The following is an 18,589-nucleotide window of genomic DNA, read 5'->3' as shown; positions in this document are numbered from 1 at the left end:
GACCGTAAGACCCGCCGCCTAGCGGAGGGCAGGACCCGGTGAAACAGGAAGCCACAGAAGTGCCGCACGCGCGGCACAGGCTGAACCCCGGCCCTCAGGCCGGGGAGCGCGTCAACAGATCGCCGGTCTCGGCGCCGGTCTCGCCCCGGTGATCTTCGCCCAGGTGCAGGCGGCGACGGGAGGCGGCGGCACCCTCGCCATCTCGGCGGTCATCGCCGCGTTCTGTCTGCTCACCGTCGGCTGCACGCTCGCCCTGGCGGAGACCAGCCGCGGCGACCTGGTCGGCGCGACCGGCCCGACCCGGACGAACCGGAGCGCGAGGCGGTGAAGTGAGGCGGCATGTGGCGGGCGCTCGGCGGGGACGCGGTTGCGCCGACCGAGGTTCCCGGGGAATGCCACCGGCCCTCTGGATGTTCCTTGAGACAGTTGATCCTTCAACTACAGAGGAGGACTCATGCCGGCCGTCACCGCTGACACGCTGACCCTGCCACGCGTCGCCGTCCCCGACCCGGAGCACGCCGCCGAACGGCCGGTGCGGTCGGTGACCACGGCGCCCACGGGTGTCGAGGGGGAGGGGTTCCCGGTCCGCCGGGCCTTCGCCGGAGTATCCGCGTCCGCGCTGGATCCCTTCATCCACATGGACCAGATGGGCGAGGTCGAGTACGCCCCGGGCGAGCCCAAGGGCACGCCCTGGCACCCGCACCGCGGCTTCGAGACCGTCACGTACATGATCGACGGCATCTTCGAGCACCAGGACTCCAACGGCGGCGGCGGCGTGATCACCAACGGCGACACGCAGTGGATGACCGCCGGCGGGGGAATCCTGCACATCGAAAGGCCCCCGGAGCACCTGGTGGCCTCCGGCGGGCTCTTCCACGGCATCCAGCTCTGGGTCAACCTGCCGCGCGCCAACAAGTTCGCCCCGCCCCGCTACCAGGACATCCGCGGCAAGCAGGCCACCCTGCTGTCCTCCGACGACGGCGGGACGCTGCTGCGGGTGATCGCCGGCGAGGTGGACGGGCACACCGGGCCCGGCTCCACGTTCACCCCGATCACGCTCGTCCACGCCACGCTGAGCCCCGGCGCCCGGCTGCGGCTGCCGTGGAACCCCGGCTACAACGCCCTCGCGTACATCCTCGCGGGAAACGGCGGCGTCGGCGACGAGCGGCGGCCGATCCACAAGGGGCAGCTCGCCGTCTTCGGCCCCGGCGACGTGCTCACCCTCAACGCCGATACGGCGCAGCCCAGCGCCGAGCCCAACCTGGAGGTGCTGCTGCTCGGCGGCCGTCCGATCCGCGAGCCGGTGGTGCACTACGGCCCGTTCGTGATGAACACCAAGGCCGAGATCATCCAGGCGATGGAGGACTACCGGGCGGGCCGCCTGGGCGTCATCCCCGCCGAGCGCCTGCCGCACGCCCACGGCGACCTGCCGGCGGACGGCTGATCAGGAGGGCTGCCGCGCGCCGGTGAGTCGGCCACGCCGTACTCGGTATCGGCGGCCCCTGCTCCGCCTCGAACGGATCGCCAAAGGCGGGGGAGGGGCGTGAACCTGAATCCGGCGTGGTCGCGCCGCGAGGAGCGGCGGCTGTCGCGGCCGGGACATGCGGCCGAAGCAGCCGCGAACCAGGCTCAAGAGCGGAGAAGCAGGGCGGATCCCGACATTCCGTCCGCGCGTCAGCCGAGGCCGGGGAGGGTGTCGGGGACGTCGTACACTGGCCACCCGTCGGCTCCCCGGCGGACCGTGGGATGCGGCCGGTACGGCTCCCGCCGCCCCACGTCGAGCAGGTGCGTCACCGTCGCGCCGCGCATCGCGAGCGCGTCGGCGATCAACATGCGGTGGCAGCGCCACCAGAGCGTCTCGGCGCACATCACGGCGAGGCGTTCGACGCGGGCGCGCTCCGCCAGCTCGCTCGCCGCCGCACGGAACCCCGGCGTGTCCATGTGATCGGCGTACCCGGAGAACGCGCCGTGGCGCAGCGCGGTGTGCCGGGAATCGGGACGCCGGGAACGACGACCGCCGAGCGCCTCCCCGGCCCACTCGTACCCGATGCCGGCCCCGGCGAGGGCGTCGGCGAGCGCCTCCCGCCCGAACTGCGGATGCCGCCGTGACCCGGGGAATCTGCGCACGTCGACCAGCGTCGACACCCGCGCCTCGCGCAGAACCGCCAGAAACGCCTCGATCGGCCGGGCGCCGTGCCCCACGGTGAAGACCTCCACCCTTCCCGACCGTACGCCTCCTGGCCGTACGCCCGACGCCCGACCCGGGATGCCGCGCCGACGCGACCTCCCGGCCGTCGAAATCCGCATGCGCACCCGGCCTCACGGAGCGGCGATCGTCTCGGGGGCGGGGCCGGTCAGGCGCCGCCGTTCGGCCTCCACGATCGTGCGGGCGAGGGCCTGCTCGGAGATGTCGATCGCCTCGGGGGCGGCCTCGGCCAGTTCGCTGCGGCGCGCGTACGCGTCGAACAGCGTCGTCTTCCTGCTCAGGATCTCGAGCATGCGCTCGTCGACGCTGTCCGGGGTCAGCAGGCGATGGACCTGGACCTTGCGCACCTGTCCCATCCGGTGGGCGCGTGCGATGGCCTGGCTCTCCATGGCCGGGGTGACCTGCGGCTCGCAGAAGATCACCACGGATGCGGCGTGCAGGTTCAGCCCGACGCCGCCGGCCTCGATCTGGGCGAGCAGCACGGCGTGACCGGAGGCGGCGGAGAACTCGTCGACAAGCTGCTGGCGCCGCACGACGGACAACTCGCCGGAGATCGGGCCGAGCACGCGGGGACCGAGGGCGTCGCCGACGGCCGCCAGCACGTCCCGGAAGAACGAGAAGACGATGACCTTCAGGCCGTTGTCCGCGGCCTTCTCGACGAGCTCGGCGAGCCTGCGCAGCTTGGCCGACCGGGCGGGCACGGCGTACGCGGCGCGGCGCATCGCCATGAAGTTCCCCGCGGCGACCGCCTTCCGGTAGGCCTCCAGGTCGGCCTGGCCGAACTCCTCCCACTCGTCCACGCGGACCAGATCGGGCAGCTCGGTGAGCACGTCCTGCCGGTTGCGGCGCAGGTACACCGGCGCGACCGCCCTGCGGAACGCGGCCGCGCCCGCGACCCCGTCGGCCACGCTGATCGTCGAGGCGAGGTCGGGACGCAGGTGGCGTACGAGACTGCGGAACTCCTCGACGCGGTTCTCCATCGGCGTGCCGGACAGGAACAGCACGCGCTCGGCGTGGGCGATCCAGCGGGCCACCGCCTGGGAACGCTTCGCGCCGGGGTTCTTCACGTAGTGCGCCTCGTCCACGACAAGCAGCCCGAGGGCGATCTCGCCCGGATGGCCGAGCCGGTGCAGCATGGCGAAGGTGGTGACGGCGACGCCGCCGTCGCGGATCCAGTCCGCGAACGCGTCGGCGCGGTCCGGCCCGTGCAGCGGATAGGCCCGCAAGGTGCTCCTCCGCTCGACCTCCCGCAGCCAGTTGATCAGTACGCTGGCCGGGCACGCGACGAGGAAGTGGGTACGGCCCTCCGCCTTGAGATGGGCCAGGGCCGCGATCGCGGTGATCGTCTTGCCGAGACCCATCTCGTCCCCGAGGATCACCTTGCGCTGGACGAGGGCGAAGCGGGCCCCGAACGACTGGTATCCGCGCAGCCTGACCCGCAGATGCCTGTCGTCGAGCGGGTGCTCCTTGACCGCCGAGGCGATCTCCTCGGGGAGGAAGCCCTCGGCGGCGGCCTCGTCGGCCCGCAGGCCCGCGACCTCGGCGAGCAGTTCGTGGTACTCGGGGGCCTGCACCGCGAAATCGGCCCACGCCTCAAGCTCGTCGTCCACCGGGCGGAGCAGATCCACGGTGGCCTGCGCCATCAGCAGCGGGGCCTCCGCCGCGTTCGCCTCGGCCAGCAGCCGTTCGATCTCCAGGGCCGCCTCCCTCGCCCGGCGGCGTCCCTCCCGCCCCGCCAACAGCATCCGCAGGCGGCTTCGCGCCGGACGCGCGGCGGCCGTCAGGGCGGGCAGGCGATCCTGGATCGCGGTGGCCAGGGTGAGCGCGCGGGGAAGATCGGGTCCGGCGTTCACCAGCCGCTTCAACGCGATGAGCAGCGCGGTGGTCGCGGGGTCGTGCTCGTCGACGTCGATGCGGACGGCGCCCGCCTCGGCGACCGCGCGTTCGATCTGCTTGGCGGCGGCGTACACCTGACGCGCCGACCGGGCGCCCAAACCGGGGACGAGCTCAAGCGTGTACGGTGACCGGCCCAGGACGTCCAGCACGGTCGTGAAGCCGGCCTGTTCGAGGGGGCCGAGCAGCAACCGGCCGTCGGTGACGTCCCTGAGCCGGGAAATCGGCATCTCGCCCAGATCGCGCCGCGCCGACACGGCCCGCGCCTCCGCCAGCGCCCGCTCGACCTCGGCGCGTGCCCGTTCGTCGTCCGCCAGAAGCGTCCGCGCGGCCTTGCGGAGTTTCGCCGCCTCGTGAAGCGCGGTCCTGACCCGCCGGACGTCCGGAGGTCTCACGTCTTCGTCGTCGTCGATGGCGGCCACCCTCACCTCACGCCCCTGCTCCGCTCGTACCGGCGGGGGATGACGGGCGGCACGGGAGCGAGCCCGATCACCCCGCGCACCCGGGCCGGAGGGAGCGACTCACCTACTCCGGCGCCGCGCCCGTCCGATCACCCCGCACACCCGGGCCGGAGGCCGCCTTCGACACCACATGATGCACCGTGAGCGGTGAGTTAGGGGCCCGCGCGGCGAACTTCGGCGGCTTCACCGGCCCCGGATTCGCGAAGGTGCCCGTTCCAGGCCCATCGGCGATCCGAGGGCCGGGGCGGGCGATCATCTCAGGACAGGGCCCTCAGTCGATCGACCCGCCCGGGCATGACGTCCCGCCGGTCGCCGCGCACCGACATCAGGATGCCCGCCGCGGCCAGGCAGGTCAGGGTGGACGAGCCGCCGTACGACAACAGCGGCAGCGGGACGCCGACGATCGGGGCGAGGCCGAGCACCATGCCGACATTGACCGCAGACTGAACGGCGAGCCAGCACACGATGCCCCCCGCCACCAGCCGCTCGTACGGCGAGGCCGCCAGCGCCGCGATCCGCAGCCCGCGCCACAGCACACACCACAGCAGCACCAGCAGAAACGCGGCCCCGACGAAGCCGAGCTCCTCGCCCGCCACCGTGAAGATGAAGTCGGTGTGCTGCTCGGGCACGAAGTGCCCGCCGGTCTGGTCGCCGCGAAACAGCCCGCGCCCGAGCAGCCCGCCCGACCCCACCGTCTCCAGCGCCTGCAGCGCGTTGTACCCGACCCCCTGCGGATCGGCCGACGGGTGGGCGAAGACGAGCAGCCGCTGCACCTGATGCGGCTTGAGCAGGCCGAGCCACCACGCCAGGCCCGCCGCGCCGATCGCCCCGCCCGCGAGCAGGGCGAGCCACCGCCACGGCGTCCCGGCGACGAGCAGCATGCCCGCGGTGATCGCGATCATGATGAGCCCGGTGCCCAGGTCCGGCTGGAGCATGACGAGCCCGAGGGGGACGGCGGCCACGCCCAGGGCCGCAGGTAGCCTGGCGGCGGCGTGGCCGGGCCGCCCCGGCGGCTCGTCCGACGCGGTGCCGAGCACGGACGCCAGGGCGAGCACGAGCGCGAGCTTGGCCGGCTCCGACGGCTGGAACTGCAGCCCGGCCACGCCGAGCCAGGACCGCGAGCCGTTGACGGTGACGCCGAGCGGCGTCAGCACGGCGGCGAGGCCCAGGCATCCGACCAGGTAGGCGGGCACGCTCCAGGCCCGCAGCGACCAGCGGCCGACGTGCGCGAGGGCGACCATCGCGGCCAGGCCCGCCAGGCCGTAGGCGATCTGGCGGGTCAGGTACGCCCCGGTGTCCTCGACGGCCGCCCGCGTCGAGGACCAGACGAGCACCACCCCGGCCACGCACAGCGCGGACGCGGGCAGGCAGACGCGCCAGTCGAGAACGCGCAGCCACTTCGTCGCCCGCTCCAGGCGGTGGGTGGTGGACGAGATGCTCATGGCCGCGAACGGTGCGGTTGCGGGTGGGTGGATGCGATGGTGGGAAGCGCGTGGCCATCTCATCGGTGCTCCAGGCGGTGGGTCGTGGGCGAGATGCTCATGGCGCGTACTGGTCGGAGGCGGGCAGGCGGATGCGCCGGTCGAGGGCGCGCGGCCACCTCGTCGGCCTGCTCCAGGCGGTGGGTGGTGGACGAGATGCTCATGGCCGCGAACGGTGCGGTTGCGGGTGGGTGGATGCGATGGTGGGAAGCGCGTGGCCATCTCATCGGTGCTTCAGGCGGTGGATCGTGGACCAGATGTCCCGGGCGGCCGGGGCCGCCGTCTCGCCGCCGTTGCCGCCCTGCGCGACCATGACGACGACCACGTGCCGCCGGTCGAACGAGGCGAACCATGACGTGTCCTGCTTGCCGTACACCTCGGCAGTGCCGGTCTTGCCGGCGATGGGCCGCTTGTCCAGCGGATAGCCCGCGAAGGCGGCGGCGGCCGTGCCGGATTTGGTGACGTCGGTCAGGCCGCGGCGGATGTAGGCGAGGGCCTTGCGGCCGATCGGCAGGTGGCCGACGACCGGCGGGGTCACCTCGCGCACGACGCGGCCGTCCGCGGCGACGATCCGCTTGGCGACCCTCGGGCTGAACACCGTGCCGCCGTTGGCGAGCGCCGCGTACGCGCGGGCCAGTTGCAGCGGGGTGACCAGCACCTGGCCCTGGCCGATGGAGAAGTTGGCCGCGTCGCCGGGCCACGCCCAGTTTCCGCACGGCACGTTCCCTGACGCCTCGCCGGGCAGGTCGATTCCGGTCTTGACGCCGAAGCCGAAGGCGCGGGCCATGCGCGCCATCGGGTGCTCGCGCGGATGCTCGCGCCACATCTCGTACGCGAACCGGTAGAAGATCGTGTCGCAGGACACCTCCAGCGCCCGCCGCAGGTCGATCCGCCCGTAGCCGACGCCCTGGTAGTTGCGGAAGTCGCGGTCGCCGACGCGGTAGTGCCCCGGGCATTCGTACGTCCCCGTGACCGGATGACCCTCGCGCACCGCCGCGGCGAGCGAGGTGACCTTCCAGGTGGAGCCGGGGGCCCACTGCCCCTGGATCGCCCGCGACAGCAGCGGGCCGCCCTGCCGGTCGCTCGTGAGCCGCGCGTAGTCCTTCGGATCGATGCCGCCGACCCACACCGACGGGTCGTAGGTCGGCAGGTCGGCGAGGGCGATGACGCGGCCGGTGCGCGCTTCGAGCACCACGGCGGCGGCCGAGTCCGCGGGCCTGCCGTTCTTCCGCGCCCGCGTCACGGCCTTGGCGAGCGCCCGCTCCGCGGCACGCTGCACACGGCCGTCGATGCTGGTGACGAGCGTCGCGCCGGGAACGGCCGGGCGTTCGCGCAGCGTGCGCGTCACCCGCCCGGCGCTGTCCACCACGAGCTCCCGGACCCCGGGCGTGCCCCGCAGTTCGGCCTCGTACACCGCCTCCAGCCCGTCCCGTCCCACGGTGCCGGTCCCGCCGGAGCGGCCGTCCGGAGCCAGATAGCCGAGGACGTGCGCGGCCAGCTCGCCCTGCGGGTAGTCCCGCACCGGCCGCAACTCGGTCACCACCCCTGGGAACCGCTCCGGACGCTCCACGATCCGCATCGCGATCCGCTCGTCGACCGCCTCGGCCACCGGGATCGGCTGGTACGGCGAGCCCGCCCAGCAGTCCTCGCGCGTCTTGGCGTCACACGGCCGGATCCGCTCCTCGATCTCGCGGCGGCTCACGCCGAGCAGCGCCGCCAGCCGCCGCAGCGTCTGACGGCCGCCGTCCGGCAGCCGGTCCAGCACGGTACGGTCGACCGAGACGGTCATCGCCGTGCGATTGCGCACCAGCGGCCTGCCGTGGTCATCGACGATACGCCCGCGTACGGCCGGGACGACCACGTGGCGCACGTGATCCGCCGAGGCGGCGCGGGCGTAGCGATCCCCGTCGACCACCTGCACCTGCCAGAGGCGGCCGAGCAGCACGCAGAACAGACAGGTCACCAGCACGTGCACCAAGACGATCCGGGAGCGCATCGACGGTCCTCCGAGCCGCCGGGCCCACGCGCAGGCGCCTGACGCGGAGCCGTATGAAGTCGAGGGCGAACCAGGCGAACAGGGCGGCGGCCATCGTGCAGGGCACCGCGTACGGCAGCTCGGACGCCTCGGCCGCCGCACGTGGATCCCGCAGCAGGACATCGAGCGCGGTGAACGCCGCCGCGCCGACGACGACGCCGCCCGCGATGACGGCGGGCGCGGGTGGCCGCCGCACCGCCCCGCACAGATGACCGACCAGGCACAGCACGAGCGCCGACCGCCCCGCCACGCTGTCGGCGGGCGGCGGCAGATCGGCGGCGAGTCCCGCGGCGAACCCGGCGAGCGTCCCGGCCACCGCGCCCCGCGCGACCGCGATCAGCACCACCGCCGCGAGCACCAGATCAGGGGCCGCCCCGCCGGGCAGCGGGAGCCGTTCCACCACGCTCACCTGGAGCAACGGCACCGTCAGCGCGACGATCGCCGGGCTAATCCGCATGGCCGCCTCCGTGGTTGAGCGGCGGGGGGCCGGTCGCGGTCGTGTGGGGTGGCGATGCCGTCGGTGTGGTGATCGCCGGGCTGGTCCGTATGGCCGCCTCCGTGGGGGAGCCGCGATCGACCGGTCGTGGTGGTGCTGGGCGGCGGGACCGTGGGCAGGGCGCGTCGGCCGGACGGCCGGGCGCGGCCTGCGCCGCGATCGGTGAGGGCCGCATCGACGCGGTCGCGTCGGGCCGCATCGTGCGTGCGGTGGCGGGGTCACCTCGCATGACGATCACCGTCGGATGACGTGACGACGCCGACTACGTCGAGGGTGGTGAAGCGGACCGCGGGTCGTACCAGGGCGGTCGTGACCAGGGGGTCCGTTTCGCGTTCGAGGCGGGCGACCGTGCCGACGGGGACGCCGGGCAGGTACGGCCCGCCCTTCGCCGAGCCGAGGGTCTCCACCCGCGCCCCGATCCGCAGCGTGGCGTCGCCGGCGAGCAGGCGCAGGCGGAGCAGGCCGTCGCGTACGCCGCGCCCGGTGACGACGCCGATCTCGCGGGAGCCGGACACGCGCACGCCCACGCCTGCGGCTGGGTCGGCGGCGAGTCGTACGGTGGCGACCGAGTGACCGGACTCGACGACCATGCCGACGAGGCCGTCGGCGTTGAGCACCATCTGACCGGCGCGTACGCCGTCGCGGGTGCCCACGTCGACGGCGACCGTGTCGCCGTGCGTGCCGTACGCGATCACCTGGGCGGTCACCACGGGGGAGCGGGCGTGCCGGGCGGCGGCGGTCACCGCCTCGGCCTGGCGGTCGCGGTCGGCGGCGGCGGAACCGGCCCAGCCGGTGGCGGCGAGCCGTACCCGCCGCTCATCGGGGGCGGAATCCCGGGCGGCGACGACCAGGCGCTGCACCGGCCCGGCGACGGAGGCGGCCCACTGCCGCAGCGCGGAGGCGTCGCCGCGCACGTCGAAGGTGATCAGGGCGGCCGCGAGGGCCGCCACCGCGGCCAGGACGAGGCGATGGCGTCGGGTGAGGCGCATCGCCGCCCCCTAGCGGCGAGGCTCGGGGACGAGGACGCCCTGGAGGCGGTCGAACTCCTCCACGCACCGGCCGGAGCCGAGCGCCACCGACAGCAGCGGGTTGTCGGCGACCTTGACGGGCATCCCGGTCGCCTCGGCGAGCCTGTGGTCGAGCCCGTCGAGCAGGGCGCCGCCGCCGGTGACCACGATGCCGCTGGTGGCCAGGTCGCCGGCGAGCTCGGGCGGGCACTCGTCGAGCGTCGCCTGCACCGAGTCGACGATCGTGTGCAGCGGCTCGTCGATCGCCTCGTACACCTCGCGGTCGGTGATCTCGACCGTCCGGGGGAGCCCGGTGATCAGGTCGCGGCCTCTGATCGGCAGGCGGCGTTCCACCGCGGGCGCGCACGCCGTGCCGATCGCGATCTTGATCTCTTCGGCGGTGCGGGTGCCGAGCAGCAGCGAGTGCTCCTTCTTGACGTGCGCGATGATCGCCTGATCGAGCTCGTCGCCGCCGACCCGGACCGACTGCGAGGTCACGATGCCGCCCAGCGAGATCACCGCGACCTCGGTGGTGCCGCCGCCGATGTCGACCACCATGCTGCCGCTGGCCTCCTGGACCGGCAGCCCCGCGCCGATCGCCGCCGCCATCGGCTCCTCCATGATGTAGACGCGGCGGGCCCCGGCCTGGTAGCCGGCCTCCTTGACCGCGCGCTGCTCGACACCGGTGATGCCGCTGGGCACGGCGATGATCAGCCGGGGCTGGGTGAGGGGGCGGCGATGCACCTTCCTGATGAAGTACCGGAGCATCTGCTCGGCCACCTCGAGGTCGGTGATGACGCCGTCGGCGAGCGGGCGGATGGCGACGATGTGGCCGGGAGTGCGGCCGATCATCTGTTTCGCCTCGGCCCCCACCGCGACGATCTTCCCCGTTCTGGTGTTGAGCGCCACCACCGACGGCTCGTCCAGCACGATGCCGCGGTCGCGGACGTACACGAGCGTATTGGCCGTGCCAAGGTCAACCGCCATGTCACGGCCGAGGAAACCCAGCATTGACCGCATGATCTCAGCTCCCCCGGAAATGAGCGACGTGTCGGAACGCAGGGCGTCCCGGGTTCCGCCGACGAGCCCGGAACGGCCGCCTGCGGCTATCGCATCATCAGGCCTGCACGGATCCGTCGCCGCGCGGGCGGACAGGGCGACCTCAGAGCCCGGCGACCACGACCGGCGACCACGACCACCTCCTCGCCGTGACCACCGCCGTCGCCTCCCGTGCCCCGCGGCGATGGCCTAACCGTGTGGATTAGCACTTAGCGAAAAGGAGTGCTAATCAGTAATTAACATCAGCCCCCCGAGCCGGGCAAATCCGCAGGTCATGGGCATTTGGGTCGCTGCGGGCACCGCACGCGTCGTCGTGGTGCGGTGACGACTCGGAGCGCGATGCCGGAGCCGGAGGACCGCCGCCTCGGGGGGAAACCGCCGCCGGTATCGAGAGGAAACAACCCTGCAGGACGGCCCGCTGAGCTCGTTCCCCGCGCCCAGAGCATGGCGTGTCCGGCATCTTTCGGGGAGGCCGTGGCGTGGGTGGGGGTCGGTGGGTGTGGGCGGTGCACTTGTCCTGGTGTGGGGTGGCCCGTGGCTTTCGTCCTCGTACGGGTTGGTGGCGTGTCCGGTGCCGTTGGGGGAGGCCGTGGCGTTGGGCGGGTGGGGGTCGGTGGGCGTGGGTCGGTTGGGGTCAGTGGCCGCGGGCGATCCACTCCTCCAGGTGTGGGGCCTCGGTACCGATCGTGGTGGAGTCGCCGTGCCCGGTGCGTACGACGGTGTCGGGTGGGAGGACGAGCAGGCGCTCCCGGATGGAGCGGATGATCGTGGGGAAGTCGGAGAAGGAGCGGCCGGTCGCGCCGGGGCCGCCGGAGAAGAGTGTGTCCCCGGTGAGGACGGTGGTGAGATCGGGGGCGTACAGGCACACGGCTCCGGGGGCGTGGCCGGGGGTGTGCAGCACCGTCAGCGCGGTGCCCGCGATCTCGATGACCTGGCCGTCCGACAGTTCGGCGTCGGGGAGGCGCTCGGCGTGGGTCTGGCGCCACAGGGGGAGGTCGTCGGGGTGGAGGAGGATCGGCGCGCCGGTGAGCTCGGCCAGGGCCGGCGCCGCGTTGATGTGGTCGTTGTGCGCGTGTGTGCACACGATCGCCCGCAGCGTGCGGTCGCCCACCGCCTTGGCGACGGCGGCGGCGTCGTGCGCGGCGTCGACGACGATCGCCTCGCTGTCGTCGCCGAGGATCCACACGTTGTTGTCCACGTCCCACGTGCCGCCGTCCAGCGAGAACGTGCCAGAGGTGATCACGTGATCGATTCGGGCGGCCATCAGATAATCACTGCCTTTCCTGGTACGGCGCCGCGGCGCTCTCGCCCGGCATCCTCGACGAGGATCGTCACGGTGGCGTGGAATCGCAGGTCAGGACGGCCCCGCCGGCCGGGGCGGGTCGGCGTCGGGCGGTCGTGGCTGGGCATGCGGTCACCGTACCAAGAGTTGTGATCTCGGTGCCGCCTCCGGGGTCGTCGCGCGGCGACCGCCTTGGCACGGGTATCGGGCGCGGCGGGTGGAACCTTGACGGGCGGCGCGCGATTCGCGGGAACTCCTGCCCGTCCGGCGACTCTGGCATGTGCCGCCCGCGGGTATCGGAAGACCAACCGTGTACAGGCCGTTGGTCGCTTGGGGGAGGTCACGGGGGCGTCTGTGAAACTCCCCCGCCCGACGGTCCGGGATCGAAGGGGGAGGGCGATGGCCGACATCCTCGACAGGTACCACCCGCCCGAGAAGCTGTTCTGGCTGCACAGGCCGTGCCCGGTTCCGCCGGTCCGGTACGACGGCGACACAAGGGTCTGGAACGTGTACGGCTACCCGGAGACACACGAGATCCTGGCCGACCCGGCGACGTTCTCCTCCGAGACCTTGCATTTGTTCCCGAAGGAGCTTATGCCGGGCGAGGAGGAGCTTTCGACGGCGGGCTTCATCACCCAGCTCGACCCGCCGGAGCACGGCAAACAGCGCAAGCTGATCAGCAGCGCCTTCACCCGCACGGTCGTCGCCGACCTGGAGCCGAGGATCGCCGCCCTCACCCGCGAGCTGCTCGACGCGGCGCGGGATCGCAGCCGGTTGGAGCTCGTGGCCGACCTGGCCTATCCCCTTCCGGTCACCGTCATCGCCGAGCTGCTGGGGGTGCCCGTCGGCGATCGCGCGCTGTTCAAGCGGTGGGCCGACGCGTTCTTCCATCGGGACACCAGGGTCTCGCTCGCCGAGCCCACCGAGAAGCAGATCTCGTACGCCCGGGAGAGCACGAGGGCATGGCGGGAAATGTCCGACTACCTCTGCGGTCATGCCGCGGAACGCAGGCGGCGACCCCGCGCGGACCTGCTCACCAGGCTCGTCGAGGCCGAGGTGGACGGCGAGCGGCTGCCCGACGACCAGGTGGTCAACTTCGCGATCATCCTCCTGCTCGCCGGGCACGTCACCACGACGATGCTGCTGGGCAACACCGTGCTGTGCCTGAGCGCCCTCCCGGAGCAGCAGGACAAGGCGCGAGCCGACCGCACCCTGATCCCGGCCGTCATCGAGGAGTCCCTGCGCTTCCTCACGCCGTTCGCGGCGCTCGGCCGCCGCACCACCCGCGAGACCGAGGTGGGCGGCGTGATGATACCGCCGGAGCAGATGATCCTCGTCTGGATCGCCGCCGCCAACCGGGATCCGCGCCAGTTCCCCAACCCGGACTGCTTCGATCCCGGCCGCGACGTCAACCCGCACCTCGCGTTCGGCCGTGGCATCCACTTCTGCGTGGGCGCCCCCCTGGCCCGGCTTGAGGGACGGGTCGCCTTGAACATCCTGCTCGACCGGTTCGATCCTCTGCGGGTTGATCCGGGGGAGGCGGTGGAGTTCCTGCCGAGTCCGACGATGACGGGGGTGCGGCGCCTTCCGCTGATGTGAACGTGGCCGCCTTGGCGCGGGGGGGCCTTTCAGCTTCTGCGTGGCGCCCCCTTGGCCAGGTTTGAGGGACGGGTCGCCTTGAACATTCTGCTCGACCGGTTCGATCCTCTGCGGGTTGATCCGGGGGAGGCGGTGGAGTTCCTGCCGAGTCCGACGATGACGGGGGTGCGGCGCCTTCCGCTGATGTGAACGTGGCCGCCTTGGCGCGGGGGGCCTTTAGCCCCGGATCCCGATCGTGTGCGCCGCCCGATGGCCGCCTCGGCGTATGGGAGGACCTCCCGAGGGACGCCGTGGTTCCCCACGGCGCACGGCTAAAGCCGGGGGTCTGCGCCCAAGGATCCAGATCAGGCGATTCCTCGCCGCGGCCACGGCGTACGGAAAACCACGGGCGGGCTCAGGCAGGCTCGGCCGGACGGGTCAGGTCAGCTCACGCAGGGTGTCGATGACGCTGGCGAGGTGGGCGTGCATGGCGCGCTCGGCCTCGGCCGGCTCGCCCGCCACGACCGCGTCGATGATCGCCAGGTGCTGCTGGAGCGAGACCTGCGGGCGGCCGGGACGCAGGGAGAGCTGGAACTGGTGGCGCACGATCTGGGCGTTGAGCCGGCCGATCAGGGCCGCGGCCGTGGTCTGCCCGGAGATCTCCGCCAGCATGGCGTGCAGCTCCTGGTTGAGGCTGGAGTACTTCATCAGCTCGCCGTCCCGTACGGCGTCGCCGAGTTGGGTGCCGAGTTCGCGCAGGCGGGTGACGTCCCAGGGGCCGATCCGCTCGGCGGCCTTGGCGGCGATCAGCCCTTCCAGGACCCTGCGGCATTCGAGGATCTCGATGGCCTGTTCCAGGGTGATGCTGCGCACCCGCGCGCCGCGGTTGTGGATGCGCTCAAGCAGGCCCTCCGCGACGAGTTCGTCGATTGCCGCGCGCACGCTGCCGCGCGTGACGCCGATCGTCTCGACGAGTTCCGCCTCCACCAGTCGCTGCCCGGGGGCCACGTCCCCGCGCAGGACCGCCGCGCGGAGGTACTCCACCGCCATGGCCTTGCCCTGCGCTCCTCGCCCGAGAGCGCCCTCTTCCACCATGAGCACCGCCCTGGTCCTTGTGATGCGACCGTCGATCATCCGAGGATAATGCCAAAGATTCTGTTGACAACCACAATATTGTTAACATTTGCGCGCGTGCCGTCCCAGTCCTGCGGACGAGGCCGCCAGCGCGCGGAACGCCGGTGCAGCGCTGGAAAACGAGCCGACGAGAAGTCGAACGACCGCCGTCACGTCCCCGCGAGCCGGTCGCCTCGAGCCCGCGCGGGCCGGATTCCAGCCACTATCCCAAACGAAGGCTTCCAGAGTACGGCATTCCGCTCGGCCGAAACGCGGACACCGGCCTACCGTTGCCGCCACACAGACGAATCGGCACGCCACGACAGCACGCCGCACCGCCCCACCGCAGCATCCCGGCCCCCACCGCACCACCCCACCCCCGTTACCCCACCCCCGTCACCCACCCCCGTCACCCCACCCGTCACCCCACGTGGCATCGGGCCCGGAATTGTGCGCGCCGTCCGCCGGAGACGCGGATTTGTCGGTGATGATCTCTACGGTCCCGGCCATGAGTGCAGCGACGCAAACCTACAGCTACGCCACGCCCTCCGCTCTGGTCGACGGGCGTCTCGGCCTGTCCACGTCCGGCGGCAGGGCCCTCAGCGGGCCGGCGACCGCGCCCCGGTTCTTCAGCGGGGTCGTGACCAGCCCAGCCGCCGCGGCGGCGGGACTCCTCGGGGTCGCCGACGTGGCCCTGGCCCGCTACCACCAGCCGCGCGCCGGGGGCTGGTCGCGGGACCCGGTCGTGACCTGCGGCGGCGACCGGCTCCGGTTCGAGTCGTTCTCCGCCTGCGGCGGCGTCTAGGCCCGGCTCGACCTGCTCGGCGGAGCCCTCGACGGCGAGGTGTTCGACCGGGGCACCACCAACGTGGACGTCAATCCGCCGCTGCGGGAGGCCCTGGCCCGGGTCGGGGCGCGGGACGCGCTCCACCTCGGCGTCGGCGCCGACGAGCTGACGGTGACCACGCTCGACGGCGCGGTGGTGGAGAAGAAGGTGCCGCTGCCCGAGCGCTGGCTGCGCGGCTTCGCCGAGGTGCAGGTGATCGCGGCGGGCATGGACCTGCGGGCCGAGCTGCCGGGCATGAGCGCGGTACGGTTCCTGCGCTCGCTGCCCAAGCGCGCGGGCGCGGACCTGTGGGTGGTCCCGGCGGGGCGCGAGCTGCGCGTCACCGACCGCCCCCGCGCCGGGGCGGTGTGCCTGTCGGGGGTGGGCCGCCTGGCCACGCTCATGCCGCTGCTCCGCTTCGCCAAGAGCCTCCAGGTGTACGGCCCCGCCGACCCCACCGGCCCGGCGTCGAGCGCCTGGACGCTCGAGTTGCCCGGCATGCGCTACACGCTGGCGCTCTCCCCGGAACGGTGGCGTGGCTTCTCCGGGGAGGGGGCGGTGCTCGCCGACCTCGCCACCGACGAGGCCGAGGCCGACGCCGAGGTGGTGGGCATGCTGCTCAACTTCGAACCCGAGGTGGAGCTCGGCCTGCTCGCCGACCGCGCCAACCTGCCCGTCGAGCGGGTCCGCGCCGCGCTCACCCAGCTCGGGACCGCCGGCCGCGTCGGCTACGACCTGGCCGAGGCCGCCCACTTCCACCGCGAGCTGCCCTACGACGCCGAGCACGTCAAGCACCTCAACCCTCGGCTCACCGCCGCCCGCAGGCTCGTGGAGGGCGGCGCCGTACGGCTCGCCGGGGACCGCGCCGAGGTGCGGACCGACGGCGGCGTGCGGACGGTCGGGCTGGCCGACGGATCGTGCACCTGCGAGTGGTGGTGGGACCACCGCGGCTCGCGCGGGCCCTGCAAGCACGTGCTCGCCGCCCGGATCGTCGCCCGCGCCACGGCGGAGACGAGCGCGGCCGATGCAGACGCAGTGGAGGCGAACACATGAGCGCCCGGCAGGAGATTCGCGTCTGATCATCGAGTGGCGGGCCGGTGGCCTCGCCGATCGCGTGATCAGGAATCTTGGGCGCAGACCCCCTTGAGCGCCAACCACCTGAGGCGGAGGCGGGGTGAAGGCGCCTCAGCCACGGGAATCCTCCCGGCTTCAGCCGTGGGGAGGAAGTCAAACGGGTCCTACACCGGCAGCCGGGCCTGCACGATCTGCTCCTTGAGCGGTGCGAGCGCGGCGGCGACCGTGGCGATCGTGTCCGCCGGCACCCCGAGGTCTTCCATGGTGCCGGTGAGGTGCGCCACCACCGCGTCGAAGTGCTCGGCCGTCACGCCCAGGCCCGCGTGGGCCTCGGCCATCGAACGGCCCCGGTACTCCTGGGGCCCGCCGAGGGCGGCGGCGACGAAGCTGCGCTGGTGTGCCTTGAGCTTGGCCATGTCGGCGCCCGCGAAGTACTCCCGCAGGTCGGGGTCGGCCGTCACCCGGGTGTAGAACTCCTCGACGACCGCCGCGACCGGTCCCGCGCCGCCGATCCGGTCGAAGATGGATGTCATGCCGGGCTCCCTTCGTTCACCTGACGCGCAGATCGCGTCACGAAGAGAATCGGCCCGTGCCGTTCCGCCGCCGTGACCGTTCCGCAAGAGGCGGGTGACGGTGGCCTCACCGAGTCGATGTCGCCGTAACGTCGTCCGCGGACGCCGTACCCACGCCCTGCCGCTATCAGGACCTGTCGGACAGGAGAACATATGGCATGGCCTTGACCCTTCACGACGCCCGACGCCTCGATGAGCGGGATCCGCTCCGCTCGTTCCGTGACCGTTTCATCGCTCCCGCCGATGACGGCCTGGTCGCCTACCTCGACGGCAACTCCCTGGGCCGCCCCCCGAAGGCGACCTGGGAACGGCTGAACTCGCTGGTCACGCGGGAGTGGGGCGGACGCCTGATCCGGGCCTGGTCCGAAGGATGGATGGAGCTGCCCGACCGGCTCGGCGACCGGCTCGGCGAGGCCGCCCTGGGTGCCGCGCCGGGCCAGGTGGTCATCGCGGACTCGACCAGCGTCTGCCTGTACAAGATGATGCGCGGCGCCTTGGCCCTGCGGCCCGGCCGGACCGAGATCGTCACCGATCGCCACAACTTCCCCACCGACAACTACATCGTGCAGGGGGTGGCCGCCGAACTCGGCCTCACCCTGCGGTGGATCGACAGCGATCCGGACGCCGGCGTGACCCCGGACCAGGTCGCCGCCGAGCTCGGCGAGCGGACGGCGCTCGTCGTCCTCTCCCACGTCGCCTACCGCTCCGCCTGGCTGGCCGACCTTCCCGCGATCACCGCGCTCGCCCGCCGCCGCGGGGCGCTCACCGTGTGGGACCTGTGCCACAGCGCGGGCTGCGTGCCGGTCCGACTCGACGAGTGGGGCGCCGACTTCGCGGTGGGTTGCACCTACAAGTACCTCAACGCCGGGCCCGGCGCACCGGCCTTCGCCTACGTACGCCGCGAGCATCAGGACGCGTTCCGCCAGCCGCTGTGGGGGTGGATGGGCGGGGATGAGCCGTTCGCCATGGAACACGACTACCGCCCCGCGCCCGGAGTGCGCCGCGTCCTGTCCGGCACCCCGCCGATCGTCGGCATGGCGGGCGTCGAGGAGGGCGTGAACCTGGTCGCCGAGGCCGGCATCGAGCGCATCCACGCCAAGGCCGTCGCCCTCACCGAGCTGGTCGTCGCGCTCGCCGACGAATGGCTCGCGCCGCACGGCGTCCGCGTCGCCTCCCCCCGCGATCCGCAGCGGCGAGGCGGCCACGTCACCCTCGCCCGCCCCGACGCCGCCGACCTGGCCGCGCGCCTGATCGACGCGGGCGTCATCATCGACTTCCGCCGCCCGGACGGCATCCGCGTCGGCCTGTCCCCGCTCACCACCGGCTTCGCCGAAACCTGGCAGGCCATGGACGTGATGCGGACGATCGTCGCGGAGAGCCGTTGACGCGTGGAGACCTCGCCGATGGGCGGTCCGCGAAGCGCCAACCACCCGTCACGGTCGCGTCTCAGCCGCAGATCGGCCACGGGAGGCCCCCGCCTTGGGGCGTACGGAGGAAGTCAACGTG

Annotated in this window: 17 protein-coding genes; 6 read left to right on the top strand and 11 right to left on the bottom strand. The window is 72.7% G+C overall.

The features are described 5' to 3' along the window. The first annotated feature begins 148 nt into the window (after nucleotides 1-148). Together AB0K60_RS36130 and AB0K60_RS36125 are read left to right on the top strand one after the other, a co-directional pair. Nucleotides 149-328 (top strand): hypothetical protein, encoded by a 180-nt coding sequence (locus tag AB0K60_RS36130; RefSeq protein ID WP_364065878.1) that lies wholly within the window; start codon nucleotides 149-151, stop codon nucleotides 326-328. Nucleotides 329-454: 126 nt separating this feature from the next. Then, the gene (locus AB0K60_RS36125) at nucleotides 455-1,444 is read left to right on the top strand and encodes a pirin family protein (RefSeq protein WP_364065875.1); all 990 of its coding nucleotides are present in this window, start codon (nucleotides 455-457) and stop codon (nucleotides 1,442-1,444) included. Between the two features lie 230 nt (nucleotides 1,445-1,674). Here AB0K60_RS36125 and AB0K60_RS36120 read toward each other — a convergent pair whose 3' ends face one another. The 9 genes from AB0K60_RS36120 to AB0K60_RS36080 form a co-directional block, all read right to left on the bottom strand. Continuing rightward, nucleotides 1,675-2,217: a DUF488 domain-containing protein gene (locus AB0K60_RS36120; RefSeq protein WP_364065872.1), complete on the bottom strand. Its 543-nt coding sequence runs from the start codon at nucleotides 2,215-2,217 to the stop codon at nucleotides 1,675-1,677. Nucleotides 2,218-2,319: 102 nt separating this feature from the next. Then, on the bottom strand, nucleotides 2,320-4,527 hold the full coding sequence (locus AB0K60_RS36115; protein WP_364065869.1) for a DEAD/DEAH box helicase: 2,208 nt from the start codon (nucleotides 4,525-4,527) through the stop codon (nucleotides 2,320-2,322). 290 nt (nucleotides 4,528-4,817) lie between these two features. Further along, nucleotides 4,818-6,002, bottom strand: a complete 1,185-nt coding sequence (rodA, locus tag AB0K60_RS36110; protein ID WP_364065866.1) for a rod shape-determining protein RodA — start codon at nucleotides 6,000-6,002, stop codon at nucleotides 4,818-4,820. 59 nt (nucleotides 6,003-6,061) lie between these two features. Then, entirely contained in the window at nucleotides 6,062-6,205 is a 144-nt protein-coding gene (locus tag AB0K60_RS36105) for a hypothetical protein (protein ID WP_364065863.1), read from the bottom strand. A 59-nt stretch (nucleotides 6,206-6,264) separates the two neighbouring features. Further along, nucleotides 6,265-7,983, bottom strand: a complete 1,719-nt coding sequence (gene mrdA, locus AB0K60_RS36100; protein WP_364065883.1) for a penicillin-binding protein 2 — start codon at nucleotides 7,981-7,983, stop codon at nucleotides 6,265-6,267. Next, nucleotides 7,865-8,533 (bottom strand): rod shape-determining protein MreD, encoded by a 669-nt coding sequence (gene mreD, locus AB0K60_RS36095; protein ID WP_364065860.1) that lies wholly within the window; start codon nucleotides 8,531-8,533, stop codon nucleotides 7,865-7,867. The genes mrdA and mreD overlap by 119 nt, the downstream gene beginning before the upstream one ends. A 257-nt stretch (nucleotides 8,534-8,790) precedes the next feature. Then, nucleotides 8,791-9,561, bottom strand: a complete 771-nt coding sequence (gene mreC / locus AB0K60_RS36090; RefSeq protein WP_364065857.1) for a rod shape-determining protein MreC — start codon at nucleotides 9,559-9,561, stop codon at nucleotides 8,791-8,793. 9 nt (nucleotides 9,562-9,570) lie between these two features. After that, on the bottom strand, nucleotides 9,571-10,599 hold the full coding sequence (locus tag AB0K60_RS36085) for a rod shape-determining protein (RefSeq protein ID WP_364065854.1): 1,029 nt from the start codon (nucleotides 10,597-10,599) through the stop codon (nucleotides 9,571-9,573). Between the two features lie 673 nt (nucleotides 10,600-11,272). After that, the gene (locus tag AB0K60_RS36080) at nucleotides 11,273-11,905 is read right to left on the bottom strand and encodes an MBL fold metallo-hydrolase (protein WP_364065881.1); all 633 of its coding nucleotides are present in this window, start codon (nucleotides 11,903-11,905) and stop codon (nucleotides 11,273-11,275) included. Nucleotides 11,906-12,319: 414 nt separating this feature from the next. Here AB0K60_RS36080 and AB0K60_RS36075 point away from each other — a divergent pair, with 414 nt between their 5' ends. Next, the gene (locus AB0K60_RS36075) at nucleotides 12,320-13,519 is read left to right on the top strand and encodes a cytochrome P450 (protein ID WP_364065851.1); all 1,200 of its coding nucleotides are present in this window, start codon (nucleotides 12,320-12,322) and stop codon (nucleotides 13,517-13,519) included. Nucleotides 13,520-13,936: 417 nt separating this feature from the next. On the opposite strand, the gene AB0K60_RS36070 is transcribed toward AB0K60_RS36075, so the two are convergent. Beyond that, entirely contained in the window at nucleotides 13,937-14,632 is a 696-nt protein-coding gene (locus AB0K60_RS36070; protein ID WP_364065848.1) for a GntR family transcriptional regulator, read from the bottom strand. Between the two features lie 487 nt (nucleotides 14,633-15,119). Here AB0K60_RS36070 and AB0K60_RS36065 point away from each other — a divergent pair, with 487 nt between their 5' ends. Both AB0K60_RS36065 and AB0K60_RS36060 read left to right on the top strand, forming a co-directional pair. Further along, a complete protein-coding gene (locus AB0K60_RS36065) occupies nucleotides 15,120-15,416 on the top strand; it encodes a hypothetical protein (protein ID WP_364065845.1) in 297 nt (98 codons plus the stop codon). 39 nt (nucleotides 15,417-15,455) lie between these two features. Beyond that, complete coding sequence (locus AB0K60_RS36060; protein WP_364065842.1) at nucleotides 15,456-16,490, top strand: SWIM zinc finger family protein; 1,035 nt, start codon at nucleotides 15,456-15,458, stop codon at nucleotides 16,488-16,490. A 185-nt stretch (nucleotides 16,491-16,675) separates the two neighbouring features. On the opposite strand, the gene AB0K60_RS36055 is transcribed toward AB0K60_RS36060, so the two are convergent. Then, nucleotides 16,676-17,044 (bottom strand): group 1 truncated hemoglobin, encoded by a 369-nt coding sequence (locus AB0K60_RS36055; protein ID WP_364065839.1) that lies wholly within the window; start codon nucleotides 17,042-17,044, stop codon nucleotides 16,676-16,678. A gap of 197 nt (nucleotides 17,045-17,241) precedes the next feature. On the opposite strand from AB0K60_RS36055, the gene kynU reads away from it, so the two are divergent. Further along, nucleotides 17,242-18,468 (top strand): kynureninase, encoded by a 1,227-nt coding sequence (kynU, locus tag AB0K60_RS36050; RefSeq protein ID WP_364065836.1) that lies wholly within the window; start codon nucleotides 17,242-17,244, stop codon nucleotides 18,466-18,468. Nucleotides 18,469-18,589: the final 121 nt, after the last annotated feature.

It is taken from the genome of Thermopolyspora sp. NPDC052614, assembly GCF_040678635.1.
Taxonomy (GTDB): Bacteria; Actinomycetota; Actinomycetes; order Streptosporangiales; family Streptosporangiaceae; genus Thermopolyspora.
The sequence above is the reverse complement of the archived record's forward strand: the minus strand, read 5'-3'. Positions and strand labels throughout refer to the sequence as shown.

Bases quoted from the DNA above. Each gene is read 5' to 3' on its own strand.
- AB0K60_RS36105 (WP_364065863.1), bottom strand. From the start codon at position 6,205: ATGAGCATCTCGTCCACCACCCACCGCCTGGAGCAGGCCGACGAGGTG.
- kynU (WP_364065836.1), top strand. From the start codon at position 17,242: ATGGCCTTGACCCTTCACGACGCCCGACGCCTCGATGAGCGGGATCCG.
- rodA (WP_364065866.1), bottom strand. From the start codon at position 6,002: ATGAGCATCTCGTCCACCACCCACCGCCTGGAGCGGGCGACGAAGTGG.
- AB0K60_RS36070 (WP_364065848.1), bottom strand. From the start codon at position 14,632: ATGATCGACGGTCGCATCACAAGGACCAGGGCGGTGCTCATGGTGGAA.
- AB0K60_RS36085 (WP_364065854.1), bottom strand. From the start codon at position 10,599: ATGCGGTCAATGCTGGGTTTCCTCGGCCGTGACATGGCGGTTGACCTT.
- AB0K60_RS36065 (WP_364065845.1), top strand. From the start codon at position 15,120: ATGAGTGCAGCGACGCAAACCTACAGCTACGCCACGCCCTCCGCTCTG.
- AB0K60_RS36075 (WP_364065851.1), top strand. From the start codon at position 12,320: ATGGCCGACATCCTCGACAGGTACCACCCGCCCGAGAAGCTGTTCTGG.
- AB0K60_RS36125 (WP_364065875.1), top strand. From the start codon at position 455: ATGCCGGCCGTCACCGCTGACACGCTGACCCTGCCACGCGTCGCCGTC.
- mreD (WP_364065860.1), bottom strand. From the start codon at position 8,533: ATGCGGATTAGCCCGGCGATCGTCGCGCTGACGGTGCCGTTGCTCCAG.
- mreC (WP_364065857.1), bottom strand. From the start codon at position 9,561: ATGCGCCTCACCCGACGCCATCGCCTCGTCCTGGCCGCGGTGGCGGCC.
- AB0K60_RS36055 (WP_364065839.1), bottom strand. From the start codon at position 17,044: ATGACATCCATCTTCGACCGGATCGGCGGCGCGGGACCGGTCGCGGCG.